The organism is Corynebacterium sp. HMSC05D08, assembly GCF_001807215.1.
GTDB lineage: Bacteria > Actinomycetota > Actinomycetes > Mycobacteriales > Mycobacteriaceae > Corynebacterium > Corynebacterium striatum.
The window spans coordinates 25,341-38,869 of sequence record NZ_KV788324.1; the positions used below are offsets into that span (position 1 = coordinate 25,341).

6 protein-coding genes are annotated in these 13,529 nt (G+C 63.9%); 1 reads left to right on the forward strand and 5 read right to left on the reverse strand.

The features are described from left to right. Nucleotides 1–9: 9 nt before the first annotated feature. The 5 genes from HMPREF3148_RS05275 to HMPREF3148_RS05295 all read right to left on the reverse strand — a co-directional run bounded on the left by HMPREF3148_RS05275 (nt 10) and on the right by HMPREF3148_RS05295 (nt 12,534). Complete coding sequence (locus tag HMPREF3148_RS05275; RefSeq protein WP_046645595.1) at nt 10–780, reverse strand: ATP-binding cassette domain-containing protein; 771 nt, start codon at nt 778–780, stop codon at nt 10–12. Nucleotides 781–789: 9 nt separating this feature from the next. Continuing rightward, entirely contained in the window at nt 790–1,824 is a 1,035-nt protein-coding gene (locus HMPREF3148_RS05280) for an ABC transporter permease (protein ID WP_049063369.1), read from the reverse strand. Next, nucleotides 1,821–2,822 (reverse strand): substrate-binding domain-containing protein, encoded by a 1,002-nt coding sequence (locus HMPREF3148_RS05285; RefSeq protein ID WP_005531059.1) that lies wholly within the window; start codon nt 2,820–2,822, stop codon nt 1,821–1,823. The genes HMPREF3148_RS05280 and HMPREF3148_RS05285 overlap by 4 nt, the downstream gene beginning before the upstream one ends. A gap of 232 nt (nt 2,823–3,054) precedes the next feature. Further along, nucleotides 3,055–12,183, reverse strand: coding sequence for a type I polyketide synthase (locus HMPREF3148_RS05290; RefSeq protein WP_141741069.1), 9,129 nt, complete (start codon nt 12,181–12,183; stop codon nt 3,055–3,057). A 147-nt stretch (nt 12,184–12,330) separates the two neighbouring features. Next, nucleotides 12,331–12,534, reverse strand: coding sequence for a hypothetical protein (locus HMPREF3148_RS05295; protein WP_129721038.1), 204 nt, complete (start codon nt 12,532–12,534; stop codon nt 12,331–12,333). 37 nt (nt 12,535–12,571) lie between these two features. Between HMPREF3148_RS05295 and HMPREF3148_RS05300 the strand changes: the two genes are divergently transcribed. After that, complete coding sequence (locus HMPREF3148_RS05300) at nt 12,572–13,348, forward strand: HNH endonuclease family protein (protein ID WP_049063366.1); 777 nt, start codon at nt 12,572–12,574, stop codon at nt 13,346–13,348. Nucleotides 13,349–13,529: the final 181 nt, after the last annotated feature.

A 13,529-nucleotide genomic window follows, 5' to 3' on the forward strand; every position in this document is an offset into this window, starting at 1 on the left:
CCTCTCACTCTAACTCGCGAGCTCAGTCTTGAGCATTTCGAGTTCTCCGCCACCAGCCATCCACTGGGTCAGATCTTCGACGCTTACTTCCGCCTTCGAAGCGTTGAGAACCACTTCGCCCATGTTAAGTACCACGAAGCGGTCCCCGACCAAGAACGCGTGCTGCGGGTTGTGGGTAATCAGCACCACTCCCATGCCGCGTTCACGAGCGGCATCGATAAAGCGCAGCACCATGCCGGACTGCTTAACGCCAAGCGCCGCCGTGGGCTCATCCAGCACGATGTAGCGCGCACCGAAGTAGATGGCGCGCGCGATGGCCACCACTTGGCGCTGGCCGCCGGAGAGCGCTTCCAGCTGCACGTCGATGTCGGCTAGGTCTACGCCCATTTCTTGCAGCTGCTCGCGGGCAATGGTGCGCATCTCCTTTTCCTTCAACAGGCCGAAAGGACCTGCGAGTTCCTGGCCTAAGAAGAAGTTGCGCCACACGGAAAGCTGCGGCACCAGCGCGAGATCCTGGTACACGGTAGCGATGCCCGCATCGAGGGCGTCGCGGGGGCTGGAAAAGGTGGTAGGGGCGGCGTCGACAAGCAGCTCGCCCGAGGTGGGTGTGTTGAGACCCGACAGGATTTTGATGAGCGTGGACTTGCCTGCACCGTTGTCGCCAAGGACGCAGGTGACAGTGCCTGGGCGCAGCGTCATGTTGACACCACGCAGGGCATGGAAATTACCGAAGGATTGCTGAATATCGTGCAGCTCGATGCTGTGTGCATTCTCAGTCATCACTGCCTCCTATTTCCGCTTGTTGAAGTTGGCCACAGACATGTTGGTAAGAACCGCAAACAGCAGCATGGCGCCGAGGAAGAACTTGAACCAGTCGGGGTTCCACCCCGCGTAAACGATGCCCTGGTTGGTCATGCCGAATATGACTGCACCGATGGCCGTGCCTACGGCAGTGCCGCGGCCGCCCGTCATCGAACAGCCACCGATAACCGCCGCGATAATATAGAGGAACTCGTTGCCAATGCCCTGGCCCGCCTGGATGGAGTCGAAGGCAAAAAGCGTGTGCATGCCCACAAACCAGGCGGCGAAACCGACGACCATGAACAGGATAACCTTGACGCGGCGCACAGGAACACCGACGGCACGGGCGGCGTCCTCGTCACCACCGACGGCGAAGATCCAGTTACCGAAGCGGGTCTTGTAGAGGACGAAGGAGGCCACAGCGACGAACAAGATCCACCACAACACGGTGGCACGGATGCTCAGCGAGCCGAGGTGAATAGTGCCAGCGAAGATGGCGCGTGCGGCAGCAAAGCCCTGCATGTCAGAGATGGGAGGTGTGGCCACCTGGCCGGTAACGAGCTTGGTCACGGCCAGGTTCAGCCCCTGCAGCATGAGGAATGCGGCAAGGGTGATGAGGAAAGAGTCGATCTTCGTACGCACGACAAGCAGGCCGTTGATGGCACCAATGGTCAGGGCCGTCACGAGGGCGAGGGCTGCTCCAACCCAGGAGTTGAGGTGCAGGTTGTAGTTGAGCATGGTGGCCACGAGCGCAGAGGTAGTCACGGCGACGCCGGAGGATAAGTCGAACTCGTTGCCAATCATAAGCAGGCCCACGGCCAAGGCTACGATGCCCAGGGTGGAGCTGGCGTAGAGCACCGTGGAGAAGGCCTCCATCGAACGAAACGATGGAGCGACAATCATGAACAGGGCAAAGATGACGATGGCACCAAGGACACTGGCTAGCTCGGGGCGGCGCATGATGCGGGCGCTTAGGCTCCGCGATGCTAGCCGCGCATCGATGCTTGGCGACGTCTCGGTCATCGCAAGCCTGCCTTAGCGGACTCTGAGATTACGTCGACGTTGGTGGAGTCGACGAAGGAAGGGCCGGTGTAGACGGGACGGCCGCCGCCCACGGTGGAGCCGTTGCGGTGTGCGAGCCACAAGGCGTCGACAGCCATGTAGCCCTGCATGTAAGGCTGCTGGTCCACGGCCCAGGCGACGTCGCCGGAAGCGATGGCGTCGACAAGCTCAGCGTTGGTATCGAAGGTGGCTACCTTTGCCTTGGCGCCGGAGTCAGCGATGGCGTCGACGGCGCGCATGGCGACGGGCGCTTGGAGAGCCATGACCCAGTCAATGGATTTATCCTGCTCGAGCTTCGCGTTCAGGGTGGACTGTGCTGCAGTGAGGTCCTGACCGTTGACATAGAGCAGCTCAACCTTGCCGCCCTGTCCGTCCTGCAGACCCGCGCAGCGATCCTCCTGGGACTTGTTGCCTTGTTCGTGGATGACGCACAGGGTGTGCTTGGCGCCGTCCTTCTTGAGGCGCTCGCCTGCCTTGGTGCCGGCGACCTTCTCCTCTTGGCCGAAGAACGCGGTCATGCCGTACTTCTGGTAGGAATCCATGCCGGCGTTAAGGCCGACGGTGGGGATTCCTGCGTCGGCGGCCTTCTTGGCTACAGGACCGATGGCGCTGGCGTTTGGCATGGTGACGGCGATGCCGTCGACGCCGGAGTCAATGGCGGACTGCACGAGGTTGGCCTGGTTAGGGGCCTGCGGATCGGAAGAGTAGCGCAACTCGATGTTGTCCTTCTTGGCTGCGTCCTCGGCGCCCTTGCGCACGAGATCCCAGTAGGTATCGCCAGGGGCACCGTGGGAGATCATCGATACGACGATGCGCTCGGTGTCCACTCCCCCGGCGAGTTCGTTCTCACTGTTTTCGCGCGGCGCACCACCGGTGGAGGAGCATCCCGTCACTGCTAGCGCGGCGGCCAAAGCCACCCCGGTTCCCACAATCTTGCAAGCTTTAACGTTGAAGTTCATGCTTGCATAGTGCCCCACCTGCAACAGGGACTCAAACCGCTGACCTGCATCTTTATCGTTTCAGGTGGCGCAAGCTGGCACTTTCGACGCCGTTTTTACCCCCGTTACAGCTTCCCAAACCCCCAACACAAAGCCACAAATACACAAAAGGGAGGGCTCCCCATTTCTGGGAAGCCCTCTCTGCCGCTTCGGTGACTGGCGTGAATGTCCTAAAGGCGTTTTTCCTTCTTGATTAGTTCAGCATCTGCCCGGTTTCAAGGATTCCGTCGCGCAGACGAGCGGCGTCGTCAAGCAGCACTGCGGCCTCACGTTCCTTCACAGCGTCACCAGTACCGCCCAGGTTGCGATCCACCGGACGCTCGTAGAGAACTGCCCCGCCGCGCATCGCAGACTCGATGCGGCGCAGCCCGGCGCGCTCACGCTCGTGCGCCTGCTGCTGCCACTGAGCAACGGCCTCCGCATCCTGCGCCGCCGCCAGTGCAGCCAGGAATGCGCCCGGGTGCACAATTGCCACTAGCGCAGACACGTGACCGAAGCCCAGCGAGGTAACCAGGCCTGCCTTCGGTGCGTACTCGTCACGACCGCGCAGGTCCAGCTGATGACGTAGCCAAACCAGGTGCTCATGCTTAGCCAGCACTGGGTCCACGCAATCCAGGGAACGATTCGGCGGCAGGATGCCCTCACGCAGGACCTGCGTCAGGCCAACCATCTGGAACGCGGCGGCACCACCCTTGGCGTGGCCAGTCAGGGTCTTCTGCGAAATCACGTACATCGGGTTGCCGTTGTGGCGTCCCATCGCGGCAGCAATGCGCTCGTGCAGATCCGACTCGTTCGGGTCATTCGCATTGGTCGAGGTGTCGTGCTTGGAGATGATGGACACCTCATCCGGCGTGACGCCATGCGCACGCAGGGCCTGCGCCAAGCGGGAATCCACGCCGCCACGGGCCGCAGACAGCGCGCCCAGGCCCGGCGCGGGGATGGAGGTGTGAGCGCCGTCCGCGAAGGACTCCGCGAAGGCCACCACGCCCAGAACCGGCAGTCCCTGCTCCGCGGCGAATGAGCCACGGGCCAGCAGCAGGGTGCCGCCACCTTCAGACTCGATGAAGCCTCCGCGGCGCCTGTCGTTGGCGCGGGAGAAGTACTTGTGGTCGATGCCCTTTGCTTCCATCTCTGCGGTCTCCGCGGTCGCAGCCATGTCGCCGAAGCCGGTGATGCTCTCAATAGATAGGTCATCGACACCACCAGCGACCACGAAGTCTGCCTTGTGCAGGCGCAGCTTATCCATCGCTTCCTCCACGGAGACCGCAGCGGTAGCGCAGGCTGCAACCGGGTGGACCATCTGGCCGTAGCCGCCCACGTAGGACTGCATCACGTGCGCTGCCACCACATTCGGCAGGGCTTCCTGCAGGATGTCGTTCGGGCGCGACTGCGCCAGCAGCTTGTCCACGTAGAGCGAGCGCAGGGAGGCCATGCCGCCCATGCCGGTGCCCTGCGTCGAGGACACGCGTGCGGGATGAACGCTCGCGAGCAGCTCTGCCGGGCTGAAGCCCGCCGAAAGGAATGCCTCCACGGTGCACACGATGTTCCACAGCGCCACACGGTCGAGGTTGTCGATCATGTCGGCCGGGATGCCATAGACCGCCGGGTCGAATCCGGTCGGCACCTGGCCGCCGACGAAGCGCGACATTGCCACGCGGCGCGGCACACGCACTGGCGAGCCGGCCGGGCGGGTAACCTGCCATTCCTCACCATCGAAGTGCGCCGTAGCGCCCTCAACTTCTTCTACGAAGGACTTGGCGGTTGCTTCATCGTCCACGGTGAAGGTCAGCGGCTTCTCCAGGTAGATGGTGGTCAATTCAGGAGCGAGGTTGTCCACCATCGGCATGTGCGGGCCGAAGTCATCGTGGTAGCGGCGCACCCCGATGTTGGCCATCACTTGGTCATGGAATTGTTCGTAGACGTCTTCCTCGGCAATGGCTTCGCCGGTCTCCAGCACGGTCCACTGGGCCGACTGGGCATCCCACTCGATGAGGCCCATGGTCCAGGCCAACTCAAGCACGCCGGCAGCGGAAAGCTCGCCGGTAAGCTCGACCTCGAAGCGGGTACGCGAGGAACCCAGCGGGCCGAGCTCACCTGCGCCGACGATGACGACCATGTCATCGAGCGACTGCGTCACGCCCCTGAAGTCTGGCGTGGTCCACTGCAACGGGGACAGCGGGTTCGGCAGTGCTTGCACCGTCTTCGGGGCCTGGATGACGCCGCCATTGGATGCGCTTGTTTGCTCCGCCCGCCGTGCGGCCTCGCGGGCCAGTTCAGGCAGGTTGAGGTCGGCCTCGCCCAGACCGCCGGTGAAGTCAAGGGTGACCGGGTCCTGGGCCGCCTGCTCACGCACGTCGGCGTTGGCGCCGCCGTCGACCAGCTTGATAGACATTTCCTCGGTGGAGTAGGTTTCCACGCCCTTGGCCTCGACAAGCTCGACCATTGGGTCGTTTCCGCCCATCAGGCCAGTGCCACGTACCCAACCGATGTGGGCGTGGACCAGCGAGGTACGCTCGCCCCAGACAGGCTCCGCCTTCCAGCGGGTAACCAGGGCGTCGAGTGCCGCCTTGGCCTCACCATAGGCGCCGTCGCCACCGAAGCGACCACGGTTCGGGCTGCCTGGCAGCACCACGTGCAGGCGCTGGCCCACGTGGGTATCCGCGCCCAGCTGAGACAGGCCCGCGATGAGCTTCTCCACCGACCACAGCAGCAGACGCATCTGCGACTCGGCCTGGGCGCCGGCGTCGGCCAGCGTGCCCTGCACGCGCGGAGCAGCGAACGGGAAGAGCAAGGTCGGCACCAGCGCCGGCTTGACCAGCTTGGACTTGCCGCCCACTGTGGCTGTCTGCTCGTTAGCAATCCACTCCACCAAGGCGTCGAGATCTTTAAAGGAGCTCAAGTTCGCAGGGACCACCCACAACGCGGCGGAACCAGCGGCGTGCGTGCGGTAGAGCTCCTTGTAGAACTCCACGCGGTCATGGTTTAGGCGCGAGGTGGTTGCCACCACGGTGGCGCCCTCGTTGAGCAGCTCGCCGATGACAGCGGCCGCAATCGAGTTCGGGGAGCCACCAGTAACCACGGCAACGTCGTTGCTCATGGTCAAGACAGCGGCATCCTCACGCGCATCCTGCGCGTGATCCGGCAGACCAAAGTGCTCCGCCAGCCGCGCCACGGCTTCGCCAGCGCCCAGAACATCGACGTCCGCAGCGTTGAGCTCGCCCGCGGCAACACGCGCAAGATCCTCGCGGGCAGAAGCCCAGCGGTCGTCGATTAGCACTGCCTTATCCGCATCGAAGGACGGCGCGACCTGCTTAGCCCAATCGGAGCCCAGCTCACGGGAGACTAGCTCCGCCAGTGCGGCGTTCTCATCTACTTCCGAAAACTCGGTGGCAGGCGCCGCAACTCCCAGCTTGGACAGCAAGGTGCGGGCGGTCTCCGCAAGGGTATCGGTCATTTCCGCGGTGTAGGCATCCAAAGCAGCGGAGTCCACTACCCCACCGCCCGCAGCACCACCCGCGGAAGGCATCGCGATGCTAATCCCCTCGCGCTGTCCGGCGACGGTCACGGCGGCGTCGATTAGCGAATCCAGCTCCTTGACATTCGCAGCGCCCGTGCCGAGCGTGGCCAGGTCGCCGCCACGCAGGGACGCGCCCTCGCGAGTGCCGAGGACAAGCTCAGCGATGACGCGATCTGCCCAGCCTTCGCCCAAGCCCCAGGCGCCGGTGACACGCTCAGCCACGTAGCCAGGCTTCTTTCCGGCAGGTCCAGTAAGGCGGCGCAGCGCATCAGCGACCTGCCCGCCCAGGACCGGGCCAAAGGTCTTATAGCCCTTGGCCATGCCTGCGACAGTCTCCTTGAGTTCCGACAGCGCAGCATCGGCCGCGCCATCGATAGCGCCCAATCCGAACTCCACACCCAGATCCAGCAGGAGCTGGTTGCGGCGGGAGGACACGCCCTCGACGAGCAGTTCGATGGTATCGGCAGGACCCATCTGATCCAGGCGGACCTTGGTCCACACCGCCACGAGCATTTCGGTGGCGAACTGCGCGCTCAGCGGCTTATCCGCTGGGGTCTCCCCACCCGCAGCAGGTGCCGGAACCGGAGCCACGAGGGTCGCGGTCTCCGCTGCTGCCGGGGTCTCAGAGACCAGGCTTGCTGCGGTAGCGCCAGATTCGGCGCCATCCTCGGCACCAGATTCAGCCGCTGCATCCGCCGCCGCAGTCTGCTCCGGCTCCGGGCGAGCGATGGCATCCTCAGCGAAGACGACGCCGCGGTCGCGCTCGATGTTGAGCACCTCGATGCCGTGGCCTGCATACTGCGGCAGGCGCAGGGTCTGGCCCAGCATGTTCGCCAGCGTTGGCGAGGAACCCACGCCCACCTCAACAAAGCGCTCCACGCCCAGGCCCGGGGTGCCGGCGCCGCCGATGGCGCCCGGCTCGCTAAGCAGGAGATCCTGGGTTTCGATCCATCGGACAGGTGAAGCGAACTGCCAGGCCAGAAGCTCAATGAGCAGGGTGCGGCCCAACTGAACCGGGTTCTCAAGGGCGCCCGCGAAGTCAGACAGGATGGCCTTGACGGGATCAGAGTCCACCACGGAGTCAATGGCCTGCACGAACTCTTCAGTGAGCTCAAATGGACGCGCAACCAGGTTCGGCACGTAGTGGCCCACGAGGATATCCAGGTCGATGTCCGCCGGAATGAGGGAATCGAGGTGCTCGCGGAAGGCAGGCACGCCGTCCAGCAGATGAGAGGAGTGGAACGGCACGTCGATGCCCGGGATCTGGATGAAGGCACGCGCCCCCGGCGCGCGGCGCTCGGCGTCGGCACGCAGGGCGTTAAGCCCCGCGCGAGTACCGGCGACGGCGTACTGGACGCCTGCAATGTTGTAGTTGACGATCTCCAGGAACTCGCCGGTCTGCGCGGAAATCTCAGCAACGTACGGGAACACGTCCTTGGCGGAGACGCCGATCTTGTTCGGACGCAGCGCCGCCAGTCCATAGTTGGAGTTGCCCTCGGCGTCGCGCTCGACCAGGCGGTGCATGGTCAGGCCACGGGCGTAGACGATCTCCACTACTGCTTCGAGGGAGAGCACCTGCGCGTAGGCGGCGAGGGCGTTGTACTCGCCCACGGAGTGGCCCGCAAAGTAGGCGCCAGAGTCAAGGACGCCGGCCTCCTGCATCTCGGCGATCTGCGCGCAGCCCAGGGTGGCCATGGCTACCTGCGTGAACTGGGTCAGGAAAAGAGCGCCGTCTGGGTGCGTGAACTCCTCGCCGCGCACGGTGACGGACTGCGGATTGTTGCGCACGATCTCCAGGATGGAGAATCCCAACTTGGAGCGGGTGTGCTTGTCCGCGCGTTCCCATACGGAGCGGGCGCTTGACGACGCCGCGAAGGCGTCCATGCCCATCCCCTGCGACTGGATGCCCTGGCCGGGGAAGCCGTAGAAGGTCAGCTTGTCAGCGACAGTTGCGCGAGCCTCAAGGACTGGAACGCCGTCGACGGAAGCGGTGACGGCTCGGACCTCGCCGAAGCCTGGGCGGGTGTCCAGGCCCACGCGCTCGACCACGAAGGTGACCTGCGCGCCGGGCAGGACAGGCGCCTGCATGGTGGCGCTCCACTCACGGACTGCGGCGCCGTCGAAAGCGGCGGCCAGCTGCGCCAGCGCGGAGGTCCACATGCCGTGGACGATGACGCCGTCCTTCAATCCAGCCAGCTGGGCGGCGAGATCGGCAACGTGGATCGGGTTGCGGTCGCCCGTGACCACGGCGAATGGGTGCATCGACTGCGGGGCGGTCACGGTCATTTCGTGGCGGAAGCTGCGCGGCTTTTCCGCAGTGGTGGACGCTGCACCTGCGACGGAGTCCGCTGCGCCGAGTTCCTGCTCGCCGCGACGGCCCTGGATGGCGAAGCGCTCGAAGAGGCGTGCAACCGGGGTGCCTGCGGTGTCTGCACCAGCTGCGGAAGCACCATCAGTGGCCGTGTCAATATCTACTGCGACGTCGACGACGCGGCCGACTGGGGTGTCGCGGACCTCGCCCGCGGTGGCGGTGATACGCAGCTTCGCCTCGCGCGGCAGCGCGGACTTGAGTTCGAGGTTGTGTTCCAAGTGGACCAGGTTGAGCAGGCCTTCAACGACGTTAGTTCCGTCTTCGGTAACTGCATCGGCGATGACCGCGAACACGGCTGGCCAGGCCTTGCCCACGAGGACGTCTGGGGCCACGTGTGCGCCCTCGGCAACGTCTGCGGAAAGGGCGTCGGCAGGCGCATAGCCCGCGGTGACGTTTTCATAGTCTGCGGAATCCGCGGCGCTGAGCTCGCCGGACCAGATGGCGGTGCCACCGGTTACCTCCGGCAGGGTGCCGCCGGCAGCGACGCGAGCCAGCTCGCGCATGGACTCAGCGGCATCGGCCTCGGTGATAAGCGGCGAGGCGCCCGGAATCTGCGGTGGGGTGATGCGCAGGCGCAGCTGCGCGCCTGCAATCGCGCCCTTGAGCGGGACGCTCAGCCAGTACTCGTCTTCGGCAAGCTTCTCAAAGCGGGAGCCGTTGTCTTTGCTCTCGATCGACTCAGCCAGGAACTGGCCGGTGCCAAGCACGAGGCGAAGCGGGTTAAGCTGCTCGCGGCCTGCCCAATTGACCATTGGTGCCTTGAGGATTTTGTCGAAGTCCGAGTGCTCTGGTTTGTCTTGTACACCGGCCTGGGTCAGCTCATCTGTTGCGGCCTGCTCGAAGCGGGCAAGCAGCTCAGCCACCGGCTCGTCAACGCGCTCAATGCCGCCGACTGCGGTGGTGCCTGGGATGATGCAGACTTGGTCGGCATCGTAGCGCTCGTCGTGGGCCTGCCACAGGGAGTCCTGGCGCCACAGACGGCGGACCTCCGCGTCGATGACGGGGACGAAGTTGGCGGGCTTGCCCTTCTGGTTGAGCAGCTGCAGGAACCACGCGGCGTCGCCTGGGTGGACGAGCTGGTCGACGGCGGCGCTGCCCAAGAGCTCGCGCAGCTGCATGACTGCCTGCTCCGGGTTCTCGCGCTCTGCGGTGACCTGAAGTTCGATCTCGCCGTGGTCCGCCGGGTTGAGGCGGGCTTCGGTGCGCTCCACCATTGCGACGAAGCGCTGGAACCAGGATTCGTCGACCCACTGCCCCATGTAGGAAAGTTCAAGGTAGCGCTCGAGCCACTGCGCGTAGGTTATAGAGTCAAGGTCACCGAAGTAAGGCTTGCAGGTCTTGCCGATGGCCTCGATGATCTCGTCACGACGTGCGGCCACGGCCTCAGCGTCGCCCGCGACCTCGTCGAGCAGGCGCCCGGCGCGTGCGAAGGAGTTGTCGATCTCGTGGATGTCCGCGCCCAGCTGGGACAGTCCGGAGGTCACGGAGCCGCCGAAGTCCTGGGCTGCAGCGCCCACGCCGGCCCAGCCGCCGTTCTGGACGGTCGGCTGCGCGGCCACGAGTGCGCGCTTCACGGATTCGGAAGCGGTGGATTCCTTGGTCGCCATGGCGGCGGTGCCCACCATGATGGCGTCGACAGGCGCATCCGGCAGCCCCTGCTTGTGTGCCCAGGTGCCCAGCAGGTACTGAACACCGCGGGCTGGGGTGCCGATACCGCCGCCGACGGCCAGCACCACGTTGTCGTGCTCGCGGATGCGGCCATAGGTGGCAGCGAGCAGCTCGTCGAGGTCCTCCCACGAGTGGTGGCCACCGGCGTGACCGCCTTCGATCTGCATGATGATAAGTCCTGGGGCCTGCTCAGCGATGCGCAGTACTTGGTCGATCTGCTTGATGGTGCCTGGCTTGAATGCGACCCACGGGAAGTTGTCCGCGTGCAGGGACTCTACGAGTTCCACTGCCTCTTCGAGCGGTGGGATACCAGCAGAGACAACCACGCCGTTGATGGGCGCACCGTTTGCGCGTGCCTTGGGGAGGGCGCGCTCGCCAGCGATCTGGCGGCGCCACTGCGATGCGGAGAGATACATGGCGTTGAACTGTGCGTTCACGCCTGGCTCGAGGAGTTCCTCTAGCTTCTCCAAGTTGCGTGCCAGCAAGGCGTTGGTGGTCTGGCCACCGCCTGCGAGCTCTGCCCAGTGACCGGCGTTGGCTGCTGCAGCCACGATTTCTGAGTCGACGGTGGAAGGGGTCATGCCGGGCAGCATGACTGGCGAGTAGCCGGTTGCCTCGGTGAACTTGGTGGAAAGGCGACCTGCGCGCAGGGTCGGGCGGAAGCACTCCCAGGACATGGTCAGGGCGGGTGCCTGGCCGGCGTCGAAAAGCTGCGACTGCCCGTGCGAACCGCACACCACCAAGGTGCCGATTCCTCGTCCTGCGACGATGTCTCGGGTCAGCGGCTCGACGCCGCCATCAGGGCCGCACTCGAAGATCCAGCGGGCGCCTGCCTCGATGGCCTCGGTGACGCGGGCTGGCCAATCGACGATGTCGGTGAGGACGGCGCGGGCGCCCTCCTCCACGAGCACGGGGTCAAGACCTGCGGTTTTGCCCCACTCGATGACCTGCGCAACGGCCTCTTCCATTGCCGGGTGGTGGTAGGCAGCCTGGATGTCGAGCTGGCTAAAGCGAGGTGCGAACGGGGCGCCGCCGCGCTGCTTGGATTCGACGAGCTTGGCGTCCTTGGAGGCCGCCGCTTCGAGGCGGCCTTGAACTGCGGTTACCTCCGCCGGGGTACCGACGATGATGAACTTGTCGCGGCCATTGCGCAGGCCGATGCGACCGCCGGCCTTTTCAATCTGCTCTTGAGTGGCACCGGAGACTGCCACCATAGGAGAACCCTCAGCGTTGCGGACCAAACCGTGAGTGCGGGCTGTACGCGTGATAGCGGCACCGATGAGCTGCGCCAAGGCGATGACCTCGCCGGCTGCGGCGCGGCCGGTGGCAACAAACGTGCTCAAGGTGCCCTGGGAATGTCCAATGGCCGCGACCGCCTGCGAGACGTCGAGCCCCTGGGCAGCAAGCGCTTCAAGCACACCAACCTGGGCGGTGACGATGCCCGGGGTAGAGATAGCAGAATCCGCCAGGTTAATGCGCGGCGAGTTCGCTGCTGCTGCCCACTCGAGCGGGGCGAAGCCGTGCGGGAAGGCGGCGGCGAGATCGTCTGCGAGTGGCTCGAGGATCTCTTCCGCCTGCTTCAGGTGCCCGGCAAGGCGGGTGCCTGCGCCTGCGGCGATAGATGCCTGCAGATTGGGAAGCCAGGCATAGCCCTGTCCTGAAAATGACAGCGCGAAGGGTTCGGCGTCTAGGCGGTTGACCAAGCGTTTGCCTGTGGAAAGCGGCTGGGTAATGGTCGTAGTTTCGGTACGCGGGGTGATGCTCACTGTGGTTGCTGCTCCTATGCGAGTGCGGCCAGAATTGTTTCGTATCAGAAAGTCAGAGATACAGCATGCCACAAAATCATGAGGAAACCATCATCTTTTGACGGCGTGTGTGGATGCTGCCCGTAAATCACGGTGGCGAGGATACGGCTAGAAATCACCCAAGAGCCGGGAAACTAGCTCTTTAGCACGCTCTAGTTCCACGCGCGATTGACCCCGGCGCACGCCATCCCCGACAGGTCCTTCGGGCTCTACCTCTGCATAAATCTCGCATGCACTCGCCGGAACCACAGGCGCACTACGGACAATCCCGCGCTGTTGCGTGTATTCATCAAAGAACTTATCGATACTCATTACCGGCGCCAGTCTAGCCGCTAAAATCATCCCCATCATGGCAGCCCGCTCCCCTTTTCGCCCGTACTACGTAGTCGGCATCCTCAACCTCATCGTCGCAGCTCTCGTCATCTTTGGCGCAACTCTCGACGCCCCGACTTCGTCCACCTCAGCGACTGCACCCAACACCCCCGCAGCACCGGCTCCAGCAACAGCTTCAGACGCAGCTCCGGCAGCCCCCGAACCCCCTGCGGCACCTGCCCCAAATCCAGCATTAGAACAGCTCACCGCCCTGCCGGTTAAGGGCCGCGCGCCAAAGACTGGCTACGAACGTAAGCAGTTCGGGCAGGCATGGTCTGACGATGTCACCGTGGAATTTGGCCACAACGGCTGCGATACGCGAAACGACATTCTGCGCCGTGACCTCGTGGATATCACGCTCAAAGAAAACACTCATGACTGCGTGGTCCTGACAGGTACACTGCATGATCCCTATTCCGGCACTGATATCAGCTTCCAGCGCGGGCAAGGCACCTCCGAGTTGGTACAGATTGATCACATCGTGCCGCTTGCCGACGCCTGGCAAAAAGGCGCCCAAGAATGGTCACCGGAAAAGCGCCGCGACTTTGCCAACGACCCGCGCAACCTCCTCGCGGTCGACGGCCCACTTAACCAGCAGAAATCCGCAGGCGACGCAGCCACTTGGCTTCCACCAAGCAAGGAATACCGCTGCACCTACGCGCAGAAAATCATTGAAGTTAAAGCTACCTACGGGCTGTGGGTAACACAGGCCGAATATGACGCGCTGGCTACCCAGCTAGCAACCTGCCCTTGAGCTACCCCCACTTTTTACCTGCCAAGAATCTGCATATTTTGCGCATAGTTTGACCCTAAAATAGAGCATACCTTTTAGACAATATGCCTGTATGTCACAGAAAACGTGAGCACCCAAGCAAAGTAACGGCTTATATAAAGACCCGAAATAAATACAATCCGGGGCTAATAAGCTTCACCCC